This is a genomic window from Rhodoferax potami, from assembly GCF_032193765.1.
In the GTDB taxonomy this organism is placed as follows: Bacteria; Pseudomonadota; Gammaproteobacteria; order Burkholderiales; family Burkholderiaceae_C; genus Allorhodoferax; species Allorhodoferax potami.
In genome coordinates this window covers 2,850,564-2,869,542 of the sequence record NZ_JAVBIJ010000001.1, presented here as the reverse complement: position 1 = coordinate 2,869,542, position 18,979 = coordinate 2,850,564, and the positions used below count along the sequence as shown (strand labels likewise).

Below are 18,979 nucleotides of genomic sequence, written 5' to 3'. Positions count from 1 at the left end.
CGATATGAATAAAAAAATGACCATAGCCCTGGTGCTTGCCGCTGCAAGTAGCTTGATTTGGGCCGATGAGACAACTGACCAGCTAAAAGCTCAAATTCAAAAGGTTGAGAAGCGTGTTGACGGTCTCGAAAAAGGTTCGAAGCAAACTCAAGATGCAACGATCGAACTCAAGAAGCAACTGGGCGATCTCGCGGCAAGCGGCAAGGTACAGCAGCAAAAGCTGACAGAGATGAGTTCAAAGATTGCAGCGCTTGAGGGCAAGCAGACAGCGTTGGGTGGATCGTTGGATCAGTTGAGTCGGGACACCGAGCAAAAGACCCAGACCATCGACGAAACCATAACGACGCGTTCGAAGTGGTATGGCGCTGCCATTGCTTTCCTTTTGCTATTGCTAGGCGGGTGCTACTGGTATCTCCGTCGTCGGAATGACGCTAGCGAACAATCGTTGTCCGCTCAAGTAAAGAGTGCCATGGATACCGTTCGCTCTACGGAAGAAAAGATCGCAAAGTCCGACACTGCCCTGGCGGACTCGTTGTTTGAAATCCTGAACAAGTTGAAGGTGCAGGAGATGAGCGCGGTGGCCAATGGCCAGGCCAAACCAGCAGAGGCAGATCATCACTTGCCTTTGAAGCTTGCCGATGAAATTCATCGGATGCGAAAACGTCTCGCTTCACTGCCCGAAGACACCAAGGGACTGACGCCGTTGCAGAAGTCTTTGGAGCGTCTGGAGTCTGAACTAGCGGAGCAAGGCTACGAGATCGTTGACCATACAGGCATGGCCTACACGGAGAACCTGTCCGTGAAGGCGCGCTTTGTGCCGAGTGATGACTTGGGGCCAGATCAAAAAATTATCAGCAAAGTGGTCGTTCCCCAAGTGAATTACAAGGGCGTGATGATCAGGATGGCCGACATTGAAGTAAGCATTGGATCTTGAGTAAGGAATTGAAATGAGACAGAAGATTGATTACGGCATTGACCTTGGAACTACCAATTCGGCTATCGCTCGAATGGAAGCCGGTGAAGCCCTCATTCAGAAGAGCGACGACAACCAAATGGACACAACGCCATCCTGCGTTTCGTTCAACAAGAAAAAAACGATGTTTGTCGGGCAGAACGCCAAAAATGCAATTGAGCAAGAGGCTATGTCGGCATTTCGCTCGCGCCGGCAGGCTCCGAGCAATGGTTATTTAGAGTTCAAGAGGACAATGGGTACGGACCATAAATATGAGTCTGCTTTCATGGAGCGTACTTATACGTCAGAGGATCTGTCTGCGGAAGTCTTGAAAAAGTTGAAGGGCTATTTCCGTGATGAGGAGATTGGTTCGGTCGTGATTACGGTTCCAGCCATGTTTAAGCAGAACCAAATTGACGCGACACAACGCGCTGCAGAGTTGGCTGGCTTCAAATATTGCGAGCTTCTTCAGGAGCCAATCGCAGCTTCCATTGCATATGGAATCAAGGCCAGTGCCAATAGCGGTCATTGGCTGGTTTTTGACTTTGGAGGTGGAACCTTCGATGCGGCACTGATGCACGTAGACGATGGGATCATGAAGGTTGTCGATACAGAAGGTGACAACCACCTTGGGGGAAAAACATCGATGTAGCGATCGTAGACCAGCTGTTTATTCCTGAGATCGCTAAGCAGTGCGAGATTGATGGAATTTTAGAGAACGATCTGAGCAAAAAACTGCTGCAGAACGCCCTCAAGCGCTATGCCGAGCAGGCCAAGATCGCACTTTCGTCCAAGAGCTCGTGGAACGATTTACTGGAGGATTTTGGACCGGACGATGATGGCGAGGAGATGCAATTCGATCTCACTGTTTCGTTAGAACAATACGAAAAATTCTGCGGTCCACTTTTTCAAAAAGCAATCGATATCTGCAAACAGCTGCTGGAGCGGAATAAATTAAGCGGGAGCGATTTGAGCTCGATCGTATTGGTCGGCGGACCGACCTTTTCGCAGACTCTGCGTCGAATGTTGAAGGAACAGATCTCCAGTCGAATCGATACGACAGTTGACCCCATGACGGCTGTCGCAAAGGGAGCGGCTCTTTTTGCTTCGACAAAGAACATCCCGAGCGATCTGCAAAAACGCGACACTAGTAAAGCGCAGCTCACGCTGAAGTACCCCGAAACGACCGTTGAAACCCACGAGAACCTTGGAATCCGGGTTGATCGAAACAAATCGACAGCCAACCTGCCGTCCTCCTTCTCCTTTGAGATCATTCGTGCTGACCGTGGTTGGTCTAGCGGCAAGGTGGAGATGGATGGTGATACTGAGATCGTTGAGGTCGTTCTCAATGATGGAAAGGCCAATCAGTTCGACATCAAACTCTTTGGCCCTGATGGCTCGATCATCCCGTGTGAGCCAAGCTCAATCACCATCATCCACGGTCTGAAGATTGCCAACCCAACTTTGCCTTACTCCATCGGTCTCGAGGTGTACAACACCCTGGACGGCAAACAGGGTGTGTATGCATTCAAAGGTCTAGAGAAGAACAAGACTCTTCCCGCCAAAGGGAAAGGTTCTTACAAGACTGCGAAGGACATTCGGCCTGGAAATCGCTCTGACAAATTCACGGTCCAGTTCTATGAGTTCTCCTATGGCGATGAGGGCTCTCGGGCGATCTTGAATGATCTCTATGGTGGAGCAACTGTGACTGGCGAACAATTGCCAGCCATGCTCCCCGCGCAAAGCGAAGTTGAACTCACTCTGAGCATTGACGCATCTCGCCGTGCTTCGTTGTCTATTTACATCCCAACTCTGGATGAGACGATTGACTTGCAGTTTGAGAGTAGTACGCTGAAGTCGGAAGACGTGACTGACCTCTTGGGGGACGTCGAGCAAGCTCGGGAAGTTGCGGAAAAGCTGGAGTCAGGTGAGAAATCTGCCGATGTATCTGAGTTCAAGAACGAATTGAATGAAGTCGAACGGTTGCTCAACAACCGAGGCAACGATGTCGACGTCAAGGTGTTGGCGCGACAAAAGCTGCAAAAGACATTCATCGCCTTGGACAAGATCGAGTCCACCAACAGGTGGCCGGAGTTGGAAGCCGATTTGGACTCAGCAATGGAGTACCTGCTGGTCAACGATCAACGCTACGGCAACGAAAAATCTCAGCAGCTTGTTGCGGACTATCAAAAACGTGTCCGTCACGCCAAATCCGAGAAAAACTACAACGCTGGAAAGCAGCTTCTCGACGAGATTCACGCTTTCTCGTTTGCCTTGATTGGGCAAGACATTGGTTTGTGGATGAGCTGGATCAAGGAGTACGACCAAGACTTCGAGACCACTGAATGGACTGATAAGCGTGAAGCACGTCGCGTACTCAACGACGCAAAGACAATGATCGCAACTAACCCTTCGAAGTCGAAAGTAGAAGAAGCGGTTCGAACCCTTTGGTCTTTGATGCCCAAAGAGAAGCGAGAAGCTGCTCAGCGTGCAAGTGATGACATCTTGCGCCAATGAGGCTTAAATGAAAAAGCGCGGCACCCTCGCCAGAGGACAAGTCATGAACGGAACATACGAAGTCCTCTTCTACATTGGCGAAGGGGCTTTTGGGGAGGTGTACCGCGTTCAACACAAATATCTGGGTGTTCAGGTCTTCAAGCTGTTCAAAGAGGACTTCGAGAAATCAGTCGATATCGAGGAAATATCTCGCGAGGCGAGAGTTCTTTCCAAGGTCACGCATCCCAATGTGGTTCGGGTCTTCGAGTGCAACTCGTTCCAGCTTGATGCTAAGACCAGGCACTACCTCACCATGGGCTTCGTGTCTGGTGAGACGCTTACGCAACTTCTGGCCCGGCGAATCAACCTGTCGCGCGCTGAGGCAGTCAACATCATGATTGACGTTCTCGAGGGGCTGAATCATGTCCACTCGATGGATCCTCCAATCATTCATCGAGACATCAACCCAGACAACATTCTGCTGTCTTATGACGGCGTGACTCCTCGTGGCTTGCTGTCAGATTTCGGTTTGGCCCAGCCTCTCGACACCGACGAGCACTTGCCTGGCGCTGCAGGTCGGTACCCCTACTTGGCCCCTGAATGTTTCTGGGGCACGTACATCCTCTCTAGCGATGTGTTTTCCGCAGGTGTGACCTTGTATCGCGCGGTCACAGGCATTCATCCATGGCAGTACGAAATCGAGTGGGGAGATACAGACCCTGAAGATGTCGTCACAGAAATATCTAGAGCTCGCAAACAGGCCCCTCGCGCTGCATCCTTCCATCTGGAAGAAGAAGATGATCGACTTGACGAAATATTGTTCAAAGCGATTGAGCGCGACTTAGAGAAACGATATCGCAACGCCGGGGAGTTCTTGGCAGCATTGAAGAATTGGCGCGATGGCGTTGTTGAAGATCTGCCTAAAAGATTGCGGGATACCTCAAGTTCGGAGCTCCCGAATAAGGACTACTCCGCGAAGAATCAAGGTAAAGGCTTCGATCTCATTGCAGGTATGCATGAGCTCAAAGAGACCTTGTACCAAGACATCATTCGACCTCTATCAGAGCCAGAACTCTACAAAGAGTACGGGGTTTCTCCGCCAAACGGCATGCTGCTCTATGGCCCTCCAGGATGCGGCAAGACGTACATCGCGCAGAAGCTTGCCGAGGAAATTGGATATCACTACATCGAAGTAAAGCCGTCTGACTTGGCCAGCACCTACATCCATGGGACGCAGGAAAAGATTGGCAAGATGTTCAAGGAGGCCGAAGAGAAGGCCCCGACGCTCATCTTCATCGATGAGGTGGATGCGGTCCTACCCAGCCGAGATGGCCGCATTGATCAGCATGTATCGTCCGAAGTGAATGAATTCCTTGCACAGATGACCAACTGTGCGGACAAGGGAATTTTCATCGTGGCTGCGACGAACCGCCCAGAAAACATCGATCCAGCCATCATGAGAACCGGTCGGATCGACAAGGTCGTATACCTTTCTCCGCCAGATGTTTTTGCTCGGCAGGAGATGTTGCGGCTCTATCTGAGAAACAGGCCTGTATCTGAAGATATTGACCTCACCAGTCTGGCGGGACTCATGGATGGGTATGTCTCAAGCGACATTAAATTCCTTGTCAATGAGGCTTCACGTCTAGCCCTCAAAGACCGAGTCAAGATATCGAACGCGCAGTTCGAGGCTGTTCTTAAGCAACACCAGCCCTCGATTTCACGTGAGCAGGTTCGCTCATACGAGAAGTTCCGAGACAAGCGCACCTTCTCACCAGAAGACTGAGGTGAGGCTGCATGGACTTGGTTCTGAGAAATCCTTTTCGTGTACTTGGACTTTCGGTCACAGCGACTAGTCGCGAAATCGCCAAACGTGTCTCAGACCTTGAGATGTTTGCCGAGCTCGGCAAAGAAAAAGCTTTTCCTCTTGACTTGATTGAACTCGGTGACATTGATCGTTCACTGGATGCAGTTAAGGATGCTGCCAGGCGAATCGAGTTGCCAGAGATGCGAGTTTTTCACTCATTCTTTTGGTTTCGCGGTGGTGATGCGGTCGATGATTTGGCTTTGGAATGTCTGTCCAACTTCGAGTTGAGCGAAGCAGAAAACATTTGGAGCAAGCAAATTGAAAAGTCCGAAGAGTTCGGCAGGCTGACATGGCGAATTAATCGAGCCGTTTATTGCCTATGGATGTCAGATGACCTTGGGACAGGTACCGCCCACTTCGAGCAAGCCTTAGAGGATATGGGTGTCGTAACTGATGACCTCTATGAAGAGGCAATCGCTGGCGTACCTGGCGCAGATCAAGTTTCAGTGGATCGAGTTAGAGAGCTAGTTGCTGATTCGCTAGTGAGTCATGCAGTCAAATCCGCTGCTCAAGTCTACGGACCAAATGCAATTCAGCTCATAGAACATTGCTGGTCCTTCCATACAGACACGCTGGACTACATCAAAGGGCGAGTTACCAAGCCGTTGATGAACACACTCCAGGACGCGATTGAAAAAAGTAAGGCGCAGCGAGAAAAAGGAACCTCTGTAGACGACTTGCGCCGCAAGAACGGACTCTCAAAAGTTGAACACATCGTATATGAGCTACGAGATTCACTAGGAGAGAGCAATCCGACTTTTCAAGCGATGGCAAATGGTTTTGCCAAAGAGGTTGTTTTGTGTTCAATAGACGCGATCAGGGAGCATGAGGCGGTTCCAACAGCGATCGTCTTGGCTGAATGGTCGGCTGAGTTGCCATCCTATGGTCAAACGCGTGAATGGCTTCTCGAGCAACGACGCAGGACCTTCACTTGGGATCCAGACTATTGCAGTACAGACCCACATGATGATGACCTATCGGATATTGAGGCGGACCTTGAAAACCCGACTCCAGGCGATGAGGATGATTCCGAAGGCAAGCCTCTTCGGATGAAGATTAGTAAAGCGAAAGAGGGTGCATTGATGAAGGAGTTTGGGCTTGATGAGTCCATTCTTTCTGAAAGCGAATTCCGAAAGCGACGCGAAAAATTGAAAGCTCTAATCAAGAGCGGGAAAGAGCGCGGCTATGTCACTCTTCTTGAAATCATCGATGCGCTACCAACTGAGCTGCTGGAAATTGAAACTCTTGATGAAATTGAAAACATTTTGAAAGAAATGGGAATAGCAGTTTCTAGCAAGAGCGAGGAAGCTAAAAAGCAAGAGCAGGCAAAAGAACAAGAGCAGTCCAATTTAAAAATAACCACCCCGCGCAAGGTGCCGACAGGGATAACAACGTGTCCTAGGTGTAGCGAGAAATTTGAGCCTGATGAAGTGACTCAGTACACAGATTTTGGTGTACGTTGCCCTCATTGCAGTCAATCTATCGTGTTGTGAGGAGTATGAAATGACAGCTCAAATATCCGAGAAACTCCTTTTTGAAGGCGAGAAACATGCGATGTGCACTAACCCTCTGGGGGACTACTGTGCGCTGGGAGGAGAGCTGCCGAATTTCGCATCCAATTGCACGGCTTTGTGGCGAGGCTACGTAGGAACGTGGGAAATCATGAACGACCGGTTGTACTTGGTTGAGCTTCGTGGAGAGCTCGAGTCAGGTGAGGACGCCAACTTAGAGACTGCGTTCCCTGGCTATGGCGATCGAGTCTTCGCCCATTGGTATTCAGGGACCATTCGCTTGCCTCAAGGAAAGATGCTTGAGTACGTTCATATGGGGTATGGGAGCACCTATGAACGTGATCTTTTGCTGGAGTTTAAAAAGGGCGTTCTGACTTCCCGACTAGTCAAGGTGAACGGCGTTTCTAGGGACGAGAATGCGAGTGAGGGGTACGGCATCGGCGCAATGACCGTTTTCCCACGAGAAAAGGGAGATCAACCGTGATCTATCTTTATTTGTACCTTGCCATTGGGGCCGTGGTTCTTGTGGTTATGTACGTCACGCATAAGCTCAGCTCCAAGTCCGAATCTGAGGGTCTCAAAGACATTCTGGATGCTATGAATCCAGAGCGAAAAAAGCTCTCTTATCGAGTCATCAACAACTGCCTCGTACCTGTTTTGGCCTCTGTGATCGCGATTCTTTTTTGGCCTGCTGTCTTGTATATGAAGATTAAAGATATGCGAGATAGAGGCCCCGGTGGCAAATTTGAAGAGAAGGTGTTCGGGGTACGCAAGGCTGACCTACTAGCCAAGCGAACGATTCAGCAAATTGAATCGGATGAAGTCATTGAAGACCCGCTAGGTGCTGTTCCTGCGCTTCCATTTGGGCATCTAAATAAATGTTGGAAGAATTTATTGGCGCAGATGATGGACGGCGATGAGTTGTGGTCATTCAAATCTAAATGGGATGGCAACTGGGGACGGACAGAAATTCGGTCAGGTTATGTGCTCGTTCGAGAGGGTTCTCCTGAGGCTTTCATCTTGACCGCCAGGACTCCGGTCGAGAAAGATGACGGAGGATAGACCTTGAGGATGGGTAGCCAGTCAATTCGAACTCTTCTGTGTGCAATCGCACTTTTCGGGATTTCTGTGCCTGCTGCAGCAGCAGAGCTAGAGGGGCGCGTGGTTGGCGTATCTGATGGAGACACTATCACCGTTTTGGTTGGAGAGCACGATAGTGTGAAGGTTCGACTAACTGGCATTGACGCTCCGGAGAAGGCGCAGCCGTTTGGATCAGTCTCAAAGAAGAATTTGTCCGACCATGTTTACGAAAAAAAAGTAACTGTTGAATGGGAAAAGAGAGACCGATACGGTCGAGTTCTTGGTCGAGTGTTGGTCAATGGAACCGATGTGTGCTTGGAGCAGATTCGTGCAGGACTGGCGTGGCATTACAAGCAGTACGCCAAGGATCAACCGGCAAGTTTGAGGGTGGCATATGAAGAGGCCGAGCAGCTTGCCCGTCAAAGTAAAACAGGATTGTGGCGCGAGCCAAATCCAATACCACCCTGGGAGTTCCGGCATCCAGATCGAGCAAGGGGAGAAAAATGAAAGCGTTTGTTATCGTCGTCATTGTTTCCGCAATCATTGGCGGGTTTGTTGGCGGGGAGCTAACTGATCGGACGTTCCTGCTTACAGGTGCAGTTATCGGGGCGCTTGGAGTCGGGGGCACTATCTTTGGACTGGGTTGGTTCTTTACTGTCAAACGCAGTTTCGATTTGATACAGCTGTCGAACGCAAACGCGGCGTGGATTTGATACACCGTTGTGTGGGGCGATTGTCTGTTTTGTCTTTGCTTGTCTTTCAAGCAGTCAGTGGCTCGCCACTGACTGCTTGGCGCCCTTAGGCTGCCTGTTCCTCCTGTGTATCAAGGTGACTGCGTTTTCGTTTGAGTAGGGTATTGCTGCTGGCGGCAATCACACCGGCACGCCGCTTATCTTTCAGGCGATAGGAGTCTCCTGAAATCGGGACCACATGGGCGTGGTGGAGCAGTCGGTCAAGTAGCGCCGCTGTCAGCGTGGCATCGTCTGCAAACGTCTGGTCCCATTGCCCAAACGGCAGATTGGAGGTCAGGATGAGACTTCCCACTTCATAGCGTTTGGCAATGACTTGGAACAGAAGATTCGCCTGTTCCCGATTCATGGGAAGGTACCCGACCTCGTCAATGATCAACAGCCGGTAGGGACGCACGATGCGTTTGATAGCCTCTTCCAGGGTGTTCTGCCGTAGTGCCGTGCTCAGTGTCATCAGCAGATCTGCCGCCGTGATGAAACGCGTCTTGATTCCAGCCTGGGTTGCCCTGTAGCCCAAGGCGATGGCCAAGTGGGTTTTGCCCACCCCACTGGCGCCCAGCAAGACCACGTTCTCGCTGCGCTCCACGAAGGCCAGACTGCCAAGCTCCTGTACCAGGGGTTTGGGCACGCCGCTGGCAAACTGGAAGTCAAACTCATCAAGCGTCTTGATGGCGGGGAAGCCCGCTATGCGCGTGAGCATGGCGCGTGTTCTCTCCACTCTGGCTAGAGCCTCGCCACGCAAGGCTTGCTCCAGGAACTCCAGGTACCCCAGCTCTTTCTTGGCCGCCATTTGCCCCAAGTGGGCAAGCTGATCGGGTAAGTTGAGCAGGCGCAGCTGATCACACAGTTCACGCAGTCTTTCCATTTGCAGGCTCATGGTCGTCCTCCTGCTGAGGCTTGGTTGTGCACCAGCGTGTCATACATCGCCAGAGGATGCTGCAGGCCTCGCCATGCCGCGGCTGGAATTGGCCGGACTGCTGCGCCGCTACCGGTGACTTTTTGCAATTGACGCACTGTTCGCCCACTGTAGGCGCTGGGGATGGCCAGCAGATGTGTGCGCTCCTGTTGCAAAGCCAGTGCCGGCACACACCCAGTGGTTCCGTGGATCCGCACATTGGCAACGTCACGCAGCCAGGTGCGCATTTCCCGATTGGCTGTGTCCGCGTCCACCACCAAGCATTGCTGCTTCATACTCGCCACCAATGGCACCCAGAAGCTGCGCCGGATGTAGCCATTCATGCGTTCGACTTTGCCCTTGGTCTTGGCCCGATAGGGCTTGCACACCCGCGGCACAAAGCCATGGTGGTGCGCAAAGTCAGCAAAGGCACCCTGGAACTGGTGCAGGTTCTTGCCGTAGGCGTCACGCTTGAGGATGACGGTCTTCATGTTGTCGTACAGCACTTCACGGGTGACTCCACCAAAGCTCTCGAACGCCCTGACATGGCACGCCAGTAGTGTCTCCAGCTTCATGTCTGTGACAAACTCCGCGAAGGTCGCCCGGCTGTGGCCAAGCGTTGCCACAAACGCCGCCAACATGCCGTCTTTATGCCCAGACTTGCGGAACTCGATCCAGTCCATCTGCATTTGCTCACCGGGCTGGGTCTCGAACCGCACAACCGGATCCGGGCGCGCCTGTGGACGCAACTCCTTGAGGTACTCCTGCAGGATGCGCACGGAGCCCGTATACCCCTGTGCGGCAATCTCACGCTGCAGCACCGTTGCGGGAATCCAATCAGGCTTGGCCGCCTGAATACGTCCAGCCAAGTAGTCCTTGAATGGATCGAGCTTGCTTTTACGTTCCGGCAGTTTCTTCATGGCCGGCGGACCGCCCTCCAAATACTTACGCACCGTGTTGACTGCCATTCCAGTTTGCGCCGATATCTCGCGCAAGCTCAGCCTGTGCTTCCTTAAAACCTTGAGTTCCATGTACTCCTCGTTCGTAATCATTGCCAGTCCCATCCATGGTTCGGATGGCTTGGCACGTTAGTCGAGGTGTATCAATTCCTCACCGCGTTTGCGTGTCATTTTCATACTGCGCGTGACATTCGTTATCCCAACCTGCTTCAAGTAGTACGTGCGAACGCTTTCTGATGGCGTTGCGTGAACGATTTCTGGACGAACTGCCCCAAGACCGGGTCTCTTGGTATCCGAGTTCTAAGCCTCTGAGCGAGCATGCCGATAGCCTGTTTACCGCGGTGCCGGCCTGTACGCCTGGAACAGACCATTGGTCCGCCTTTGTTACACGGGACCTAGCCGCTGTTTTTGGCGATGAGCCTTGGGTCGATGTCCCCCCGGTACGCGACCAACAAGCCGAAATTCTTTCCCGGCTGTCGCCCATGACTCGGGCGCAGATGGACTTCGTGCTTGAGCAGCTGGACGCTACGAACTCCTTAAGTCGAAAAGATGCGGCACCCTATATGGCAGAGCGTTCTGACGGGTCAGACCGCCGAAACGGAGTAGGCCCACTTACAGAAAGGCTAGGACCTGCCGAATTCCTGTGGGCTGCCATGAACGATACGTCGCTCCCTATGGGCGAACGCATTGAAGCTGCAAAAGCGCTGCTGCCTTATCCTGAGAGCCATTGGAAGCGGGGCTAGGTTTACGCGCCAGCGACTCGGAAGGCTACGTAAACGTACAGCGGGATTCCGATCACGAGGTTGAGCGGCAGCGTAATCCCCAATGACATGCCTAGGTACAAGGCTGAATTTGCTTCTGGCATGGAATGTTTAAGTACCGCAGGCACGGCAATATAAGACGCACTCGCCGCCAGCACCATCAAAAGGGCCAAATCTCCGGCCTTGATTCCCAAACCATACCCCAGCACTAGCGCCAACGCGGCATGGACCAGCGGTGCGCTCAGGGCGTATACGTAGATCCACGGCGTCTGCCCCCTCAATTTGGGCAAGTTCTTGGCCGCGCTAACGCCCATGTCCAGCAAGAAAAACGCGAGCATTCCCTTGAATAGATTTCCGGTAAAGGGCTCCATGGCCAGCTTGCCTTCTTGACCTGTCAACAATCCAATCGCGATTGAGCCCAGAAGCAGAAATTGTGCGCCGTCCGTTAACGACTCATGAAGTACCCCTTTGAAGCCCATAGGTGCGACTTGTTGAGGCCCAGGCTGGACGGCAAGCTTGCTCCGCATCTTGCTTGCCAGTGCAATCGCAAAAATGATCGCAGGGGACTCCATCAGCGCCATCGCGGCAGCCATATGGCCACCAAAAGCAAGGTTGCGACCCTCCAGATACTGGATCGCGGTAATGAAGGTCACCGCACTGACTGAGCCGTAGGTGGCAGCTACGGCAGCCGCATCAAACGGCGCTATGAGCCTACGCATTAGCAAGAAGCTCAGTGCCGGAATGATCACCGCCAAGAGCAGGGCCAACCCCAGCGCCAACCCCACCTCGCTGCCAAAACCCGACTGAGAAAGTGCAAACCCACCCTTCAAGCCGAGTGCCATCAGCAAATAGAGCGCAAGGAAGCGGGACACTTGGGGAGGAATCTCAAGATTCGACTTCAGAAATCCAGCGGTCAAACCTAGCAAAAAAAACAAAATGGCCGGATCGAGTAAAGCTTGCATCGCACACCTACAGAAAGAGATCTACGATGGTACGAACAAGCATGCATAAGGCAAAATCAAAAATAATCGAAATGAGCATAGGTCAAAAACTATGAACATCACATTCCGCCAACTCAAGACCTTTCTAGCCCTGGCCGAGCACTGCAGCATCACCGAAGCCGCGCGGGCTATGCATGTCACCCAACCCACTGTTTCTATGCAACTCAAAGAGATGGCAGAGATTGTGGGTTTGCCGCTCTATGAAGTCACGGGCAAAAAGCTGCAGCTCACCGACGCTGGCCGTGAACTCGAAAACACGGCCAAGAACCTTCTGGACGAGTGGGATCGCTTCAAACAAGCCATCGCTGCCCAGAAGGGTCTCACGGCAGGTCGATTACGCCTCTCCGTTGTCAGCACTGCCAAGTATTTCACTCCACGCTTGTTAGGCGATTTCTGCCGTATGCACCCTGATGTTGAGATCTCGCTCGAGGTACTCAACCGCGATGGCGTGGTGCAGCGCCTGCGCGACAACGTGGACGACCTCTACATCATGTCCAAACCCCCGGTTGATATTGATGCGGTGATCCATGCCTTCCTGCCCAACCCCTTGGTGCTCATTGCGCCCGTAGGCCATGCCTTGGCAGGACGAACGCATGTCATGCTGGCAGACCTCCACGCAGAGCGCTTTGTTCTGCGGGAAAAAGGCTCAGGAACGCGGCTCACCACCGATGCCCACTTTGCGAAGCACCACTTTGTGCCACGGCTACGTCTTGAAATGGGCAGTAACGAGGCGCTCAAACAGGCCGTTGCCGGCGGTCTAGGCTTGTCGGTGGTGTCACAGCATGCGCTAGGCCCTGACCTTGCAGGCCAAGGCCTCACCGTGCTGGGGGTGGAGGGGTTTCCCGTGGAGTCCAACTGGTACACCGTGCACCTCCGGGGCAAGCGACTCTCCCCGTTGGCTACGGCCTTCATGCAATACCTCGACCACTTCGCAGCCAAGGCCTAAGGAGCTCCAGCACCTACAATCCAGCCCTTTTGCGTAGGCACACCCGGTATGGACATCATCGTCAACGAAGAACTCAAAGCCTATATTGACCCTCTTACCCCCGAGGAGCATGCCGCTTTGGAGCGCAGCATTCTGTCAGAGGGGTGCCGCGATGCCCTCGTCCTGTGGGGCGATGTGCTGGTCGACGGACATAACCGCTACGGCATCTGCCAAAAACACGGCTTGCCCTACCAAACAGTGCAGAGCAGTCTGTTCAAGTCCATGGACGATGTGCACCTGTGGATGATTGACCAGCACCTCGGACGCCGCAGCGTTTCGGACTTTCAGCGCGGTGTCCTTGCCCTGCGTAAGCGGGAAATCCTCGCCGCCCGCCGACAGGCCGCGCTTGCCGACAAGCCCGGCGCAGGTGCCGAAGAGGCTGCCAATGCCACCGACGAAGCTGCTTCCACGACGCCTTCCGCGGCTGCCGGTGAGGAGGGCGCTTTCAAGAGCCGTGAAGATCTAGCCAAAGCGGCTCGCCTCAGCAGCAGCCAAGTGGTCATGATCGAAAAAATCCAAAAACAAGCTGCACCAGAATTGGTGGCAGCTGTGAAGTCTGGTGTGATCTCCATTAATGCAGCAGCCGCAGTCGCCAGCTTGCCCGAACAAGAGCAAGTCGCAGCGGCCAGCGCGGGAAAAGACGAGCTGAAACAAGCCGCCAAGCGGGTGCGTGACGCCAAGCGGGTCGCCCGCGAGGCCATGGCGGCCCACCAGCCTTCGGCAGCCGTGGCTGTCGATACCGCCTCTGGGGAAGCGCCTGTCGAGTGGACCCTAGAGGCCTTGCGGGAGCGCGTTACCCAGTTAGAGGCCGAAAACGCCCATCTCCGTCGGCAACTGGCGGAAGTCAAACCGTTCTGAGGCGGCTTATACAAACGGTTTGTTAAAAGCGAAACAACGGGCCGGATATTGCAAAATGGAATAACTAAGAGTGCGTATCCGCAGTTGCAATGGGGGCTGTAAAGGGCGATAGTCGCACGCAGTGTGATTCAAAAAACCGTTCAGGAGACAACACATGAACAAACGCCACTTCCTCCGCGCAACCGCATTGGCCTCGTTGGCAATCGCCGGTTCCACTGTCTTTGCACAAGACAATGTTTTCAAAATCGGCTTGATCCTGCCCATGACCGGGCAGCAGGCCACCACCGGCCGCCAGATTGAAGCAGCGGCCAAGTTGTACATGGCCCAAAACGGAGACACCGTTGCGGGCAAAAAAATCCAGCTCATCATCAAGGACGACACCAGCATTCCTGATGTGACCAAGCGCATGGCGCAAGAGCTCATCGTAAACAACAAGGTAAACGTGCTCGCCGGCTTCGGCATCACGCCCTCTGCCTTGGCAACCGCGCCCTTGGCTACCCAGTCCAAAACCCCCCAGGTGGTGATGGCCGCTGCCACCTCGAGCATCACCGAGGCCTCGCCCTACATCGTGCGCACCAGCTTCACACTGCCTCAGGCATCGGTCTCGATTGCAGACTGGGCGCCCAAGAACGGCATCAAGAAGGTCGTGACCCTGGTGTCTGATTACGGCCCGGGCCTCGACGCAGAAAAGTTCTTCAAAGAACGCCTGGTATTCAACGGCGGTACCGTGGTGGACACGTTGCGCGTACCCATGCGCAACCCTGATTTCGCGCCCTTCCTTCAAAAGGTGCGTGACCTGAAGCCCGATGCGCTCTTTGTCTTCGTGCCATCCGGCGCCGGCGCAGCGGTGATGAAGCAGTTCCTCGAGCGCGGCATGGACAAAGCCGGCATCAAGCTCATCGGCACCGGTGACATCACGGATGATGATCAGTTGAACGACATGGGCGACGGCGCTCTGGGCGTGGTGACCTCCCACCACTACTCTGCCGCGCACCCGTCTGCCGTTAACAAGAAGTTTGTTGATGCGTTCCAAAAGGCCAATAACAACCTGCGCCCCAACTTCATGGCCGTGGGTGGTTACGACGGCATGCGCGTGATTTATGAGGCGCTCAAGGCCACCAAGGGTCAGGGCGGTGGCGATGCTTTGTTGGCTGCCATGAAGGGTCAGATTTTCGAGAGCCCACGCGGCCCGATTTTCATCGACGCTCAGACCCGCGATATCGTGCAGAACATCTATTTGCGCAAAGTGGAGAGGAAAGACGGCCAGCTCTACAACGTGGAGTTTGATGTCATCAAAGACGTCAAAGACCCGGGTAAAGCCCGTTAACCGACTCCCCTGATCGCTGACCATGCGTTAAGCAGTGGGCGGCAGTCTGCAGGCACAAAAAGCGATGGCAACGCCCTCGCTTTTTTGTTGCCCGAACTCGGCCGCTCGCCAGCAAGATTGACCCGGAAACTACTTTTATGTTGACCATACTTTTCGACGGCATTGCCTACGGCATGTTGTTGTTCATCCTCGCGGTCGGCCTCGCCGTCACCATGGGGCTGATGAACTTCGTGAACCTCGCGCACGGCGCCTTTGCCATGGTGGGCGGTTACGTCACCGTGCTGCTGATGCAGCGCCTCGATGTTCCCTTTTTGCTGTGCCTGCCGATTGCGTTTGTCACCTCGGCATTGCTGGGCGCCGTTCTGGAGAGAACGCTGTATCGCCCGCTGTACAATCGCCCGCACCTGGACCAGGTGATGTTCTCCATCGGCTTGACCTTCATGGCGGTGGCCGCGGTGGACTACTTTGTGGGCTCCACCCAGCAGATCATGCAGCTGCCTGAATGGCTCAAAGGACGCACCGAAATCGGTGAGGGTGCCTGGATGCTGGGCATGGGCCACTACCGCCTGTTCATCATTGCCGTGTGTGCTGCACTGACCATTGCCCTGCAGCACATCCTGACCAAAACCCGCTTTGGCAGCCGCCTGCGAGCATCGGTGGACGACCAGCGGGTGGCCGCCGGTTTGGGCATCAATGTGAATGTGGTGTTTCTGGCTACCTTTGCAGTGGGCTCCGGACTTGCCGGTCTGGGCGGTGCGCTGGGCGCCGACGTGCTCGGCATGGACCCCACCTTCCCGCTCAAGTTCATGATTTACTTCTTGATCGTGGTGGCCGTGGGCGGTACCTCCAGCATCACCGGGCCACTCTTGGCAGCATTGCTCTTGGGCATTGCTGACGTCGCAGGCAAGTACTACATCCCCAAACTCGGCGCCTTCATTGTGTACAGCCTGATGATCATCATCCTGGTCTGGCGCCCGCAAGGCCTCTTTGTGCGCAAAGGCGGCAAGGCATGAACACCCCGGACTTTTCCTCCATGAACAACACCAATATCCTGATGCGTGCCGGCCGCTGGCGCTGGTGGGAGCTGCTACTCTGGGCGGTGGCCCTGTCACTGCCCTGGGTCATGAACACCCACGCGCTCATCATCAACGAGATTGCCATCGTTGCCCTGTTTGCCCTGTCCCTGGACATCATCCTCGGGTACACCGGCATCGTGTCGCTGGGCCATGCGGCCTTCTTCGGCATGGGCGCCTATACCGCGGCCTTGTTTTCCAAGCACATCAACCCCGACCCCTTGTTCGGCCTGGCCGTGGCCATGGTCGTATCCACGGTGCTGGGTGCCATTTGCAGTGTGACCGTGCAGCGTGGTACCGACCTGACCCGCCTCATGGTGACCATGGGCGTGGGCCTGATCCTGATGGAACTCGCCAACAAGCTCGACTGGCTCACCGGCGGTGCCGACGGCCTGCAGGGCGTGATGATGGGCCCTTTGCTCGGCCGCTTCGAGTTCGACCTGTACGGCAGTACGGCGGCCACCTATTCCATCGTGGTGCTGTTCATCATGTTTGTGCTCGCACGCCGCTTTGTGAACTCGCCTTTCGGCAGCACGCTTAAGGCCATTCACGACAACCGCTTGCGCGCCATGGCCATCGGCATTCCAGTGGCCAGCCGTATTGCAGTGGCTTACACCGTGGCCGCAGGTGCTGCCGGCATGGCCGGGGCACTGCTGGCGCAGACCACCGGCTTTGCTTCGCTGGACGTGTTTGAGTTCCACCGCTCAGCAGACTTGGTGTTGCTGCTGGTCATCGGCGGCGTGGGCTGGTTGTATGGCGGCGTCATCGGTGCCATCGTGTTCAAGGTGTTGCAAGACGCTATATCGAGCATCACCCCCCAGTACTGGACCTTCTGGATCGGCCTCTTCCTCGTGGTGCTCATGCTGGTGGGCCGCGAGCGTGTGGTGCGCCCCTGGACCTGGTTCGGCACATCGTCCTCCAAGAAGAAGGAAGGTGCTGCATGAGCGCCACCTCTACTCCCATGAATTCCAACACCGTACTCAGCGCGCAAGGGCTGGTGATGAAGTTTGGCGGCATCACTGCCACCAACAACGTCACGCTCAACCTGCAAAAAGGTGCGCGCCATGCACTCATCGGTCCCAACGGCGCCGGCAAAACCACACTGATCAACCTGTTGACCGGCGTGCTCCAGCCCACGGAAGGCCGCATCGTGCTCGAGGGTGAGGACATCACGCATTTGGCACCGCACCAGCGCGTGCGTCGTGGCATGGTGCGCACTTTCCAGATCAACCAGCTGTTTGACAGCATGAGCCCGATGCAAACCCTGGCCATGGTGGTCAGCCAGCACAAGGGCCTGGGCGGCAAGTGGTGGCAACCGTTGGGGGCAGACCGCAGCGTGGTAGAGCGGTGTGAGCAGTTGCTCGAGCAGTTCCACCTCAGCAGCGTCATGCACCAGGAAACCCGGGTGCTAGCTTATGGCAAGCGCCGCTTGCTGGAGATTGCGATTGCGCTGGCTTGCGAGCCCCGCGTGCTGTTGCTCGACGAACCGGTGGCCGGTGTGCCTGCCGGCGAGCGCGAAGAGTTGCTGCAAACCGTGGCAGCCCTGCCGGCGGATGTGTCCATCCTTTTGATTGAACATGACATGGATCTGGTCTTCAGCTTTGCAAACCGCATGACGGTGCTGGTCAACGGCACCATGCTCACCGAGGGCAACCCCGAAGAAATTGCCAATGACCCGCAGGTCAAGGCGGTGTACCTCGGCCACGCCGAAGGCGAAGGAGCCCACGCATGACCGAGCTGCTCAAAGTAGAAAACCTGTCTGCCGGTTACGGCGAGGCGGTGGTGTTGCACGGCGTGTCAGTGTCCATCAACGAAGGCGAAACGCTGGCGCTGCTGGGTCGCAATGGCACCGGCAAAACCACGTTCATGAACACCCTGGCCGGCGCCACCCGGCAGCACGGCGGCACCATGCGCTTAGGGGGCGCCGACTTGCACAAAATGCCCCAACACGAGCGGGCGGCCGCCGGTATCGGTTGGGTGCCGCAAGAGCGCAACATCTTCAAGTCGCTCACGGTGGATGAGAACCTCACCGCGGTGGCGCGCCCGGCCCGCGCCGGCCGCAAGGCCGCGATGTGGACCCCCGAGCGCGTGTACGAGCTATTTCCCCGTCTGGCCGAGCGCAAGACCAACTTGGGCACCCAGCTCTCCGGTGGCGAGCAGCAAATGCTGGCCGTGGGCCGCGCGCTGGTGCTCAACCCCACCTTGCTGCTGCTCGACGAGCCTTGTGAAGGCCTCGCGCCCATCATCGTGCAGGAGTTGTTGCGCGCCATTCGCCGCATCACCCGCGAAGAGGGCCTCTCTGCCATCATCGTGGAGCAGCACCCGCAAGCCATCCTGGCCATCAGCGACACCGCTGCGGTGCTGGACCGTGGCACCGTGGTGCACAGCGGCACCGCCCAGAGTTTGCGGGAGCAACCCGAGCTGTTGGATAAGTTGTTGGGTGTGGCCCGCTAAGGGTTGATTTG

General features: G+C 55.0%; 17 protein-coding genes and 1 pseudogene. 15 read left to right on the top strand and 3 right to left on the bottom strand.

Annotated elements, in window-relative coordinates; genetic code table 11:
• The first annotated feature begins 4 nt into the window (after positions 1-4).
• The 8 genes and pseudogenes from RAE21_RS13755 (at position 5) to RAE21_RS13715 (ending at position 8,619) form a co-directional block, all read left to right on the top strand.
• Positions 5-934 (top strand): hypothetical protein, encoded by a 930-nt coding sequence (locus tag RAE21_RS13755; protein WP_313881850.1) that lies wholly within the window; start codon positions 5-7, stop codon positions 932-934.
• Positions 935-947: 13 nt separating this feature from the next.
• Positions 948-3,469, top strand: a pseudogene (locus RAE21_RS13745) (Hsp70 family protein).
• Between the two features lie 7 nt (positions 3,470-3,476).
• On the top strand, positions 3,477-5,234 hold the full coding sequence (locus RAE21_RS13740; RefSeq protein ID WP_313881847.1) for a protein kinase domain-containing protein: 1,758 nt from the start codon (positions 3,477-3,479) through the stop codon (positions 5,232-5,234).
• A gap of 11 nt (positions 5,235-5,245) precedes the next feature.
• Complete coding sequence (locus RAE21_RS13735; protein WP_313881846.1) at positions 5,246-6,808, top strand: RNA polymerase sigma factor region1.1 domain-containing protein; 1,563 nt, start codon at positions 5,246-5,248, stop codon at positions 6,806-6,808.
• Between the two features lie 10 nt (positions 6,809-6,818).
• Positions 6,819-7,310 carry a hypothetical protein gene (locus tag RAE21_RS13730; protein WP_313881845.1) on the top strand — a complete coding sequence of 164 codons (492 nt, stop codon included), beginning with the start codon at positions 6,819-6,821 and terminating at the stop codon, positions 7,308-7,310.
• On the top strand, positions 7,307-7,888 hold the full coding sequence (locus tag RAE21_RS13725) for a hypothetical protein (protein ID WP_313881844.1): 582 nt from the start codon (positions 7,307-7,309) through the stop codon (positions 7,886-7,888). The genes RAE21_RS13730 and RAE21_RS13725 overlap by 4 nt, the downstream gene beginning before the upstream one ends.
• 9 nt (positions 7,889-7,897) lie before the next feature.
• The gene (locus RAE21_RS13720; RefSeq protein ID WP_313881843.1) at positions 7,898-8,413 is read left to right on the top strand and encodes a thermonuclease family protein; all 516 of its coding nucleotides are present in this window, start codon (positions 7,898-7,900) and stop codon (positions 8,411-8,413) included.
• Positions 8,410-8,619: a hypothetical protein gene (locus RAE21_RS13715; protein ID WP_313881841.1), complete on the top strand. Its 210-nt coding sequence runs from the start codon at positions 8,410-8,412 to the stop codon at positions 8,617-8,619. The genes RAE21_RS13720 and RAE21_RS13715 overlap by 4 nt, the downstream gene beginning before the upstream one ends.
• Positions 8,620-8,704: 85 nt before the next feature.
• Here RAE21_RS13715 and istB read toward each other — a convergent pair whose 3' ends face one another.
• The 3 genes from istB to RAE21_RS13700 form a co-directional block, all read right to left on the bottom strand.
• Entirely contained in the window at positions 8,705-9,532 is an 828-nt protein-coding gene (istB, locus tag RAE21_RS13710) for an IS21-like element helper ATPase IstB (protein ID WP_313879687.1), read from the bottom strand.
• Positions 9,529-10,602, bottom strand: a complete 1,074-nt coding sequence (gene istA / locus RAE21_RS13705) for an IS21 family transposase (RefSeq protein ID WP_428984048.1) — start codon at positions 10,600-10,602, stop codon at positions 9,529-9,531. Before istA ends, istB begins: the two co-directional genes overlap by 4 nt.
• Positions 10,603-11,254: 652 nt before the next feature.
• On the bottom strand, positions 11,255-12,232 hold the full coding sequence (locus RAE21_RS13700) for a sodium-dependent bicarbonate transport family permease (RefSeq protein ID WP_313881840.1): 978 nt from the start codon (positions 12,230-12,232) through the stop codon (positions 11,255-11,257).
• Positions 12,233-12,323: 91 nt separating this feature from the next.
• On the opposite strand from RAE21_RS13700, the gene RAE21_RS13695 reads away from it, so the two are divergent.
• From RAE21_RS13695 to RAE21_RS13665, 7 genes are all read left to right on the top strand, one after another.
• Positions 12,324-13,217, top strand: a complete 894-nt coding sequence (locus RAE21_RS13695; RefSeq protein WP_313881839.1) for a LysR family transcriptional regulator — start codon at positions 12,324-12,326, stop codon at positions 13,215-13,217.
• 48 nt (positions 13,218-13,265) lie between these two features.
• Entirely contained in the window at positions 13,266-14,114 is an 849-nt protein-coding gene (locus RAE21_RS13690) for a ParB N-terminal domain-containing protein (RefSeq protein ID WP_313881838.1), read from the top strand.
• Between the two features lie 154 nt (positions 14,115-14,268).
• Positions 14,269-15,441, top strand: coding sequence for an ABC transporter substrate-binding protein (locus tag RAE21_RS13685; protein ID WP_313874957.1), 1,173 nt, complete (start codon positions 14,269-14,271; stop codon positions 15,439-15,441).
• 137 nt (positions 15,442-15,578) lie between these two features.
• Positions 15,579-16,454, top strand: coding sequence for a branched-chain amino acid ABC transporter permease (locus RAE21_RS13680; RefSeq protein WP_313881837.1), 876 nt, complete (start codon positions 15,579-15,581; stop codon positions 16,452-16,454).
• The gene (locus RAE21_RS13675) at positions 16,451-17,458 is read left to right on the top strand and encodes a branched-chain amino acid ABC transporter permease (protein ID WP_313881836.1); all 1,008 of its coding nucleotides are present in this window, start codon (positions 16,451-16,453) and stop codon (positions 17,456-17,458) included. The genes RAE21_RS13680 and RAE21_RS13675 overlap by 4 nt, the downstream gene beginning before the upstream one ends.
• Positions 17,455-18,246 (top strand): ABC transporter ATP-binding protein, encoded by a 792-nt coding sequence (locus RAE21_RS13670; RefSeq protein WP_313881835.1) that lies wholly within the window; start codon positions 17,455-17,457, stop codon positions 18,244-18,246. The genes RAE21_RS13675 and RAE21_RS13670 overlap by 4 nt, the downstream gene beginning before the upstream one ends.
• Entirely contained in the window at positions 18,243-18,968 is a 726-nt protein-coding gene (locus RAE21_RS13665) for an ABC transporter ATP-binding protein (protein WP_313881834.1), read from the top strand. Before RAE21_RS13670 ends, RAE21_RS13665 begins: the two co-directional genes overlap by 4 nt.
• Positions 18,969-18,979: the final 11 nt, after the last annotated feature.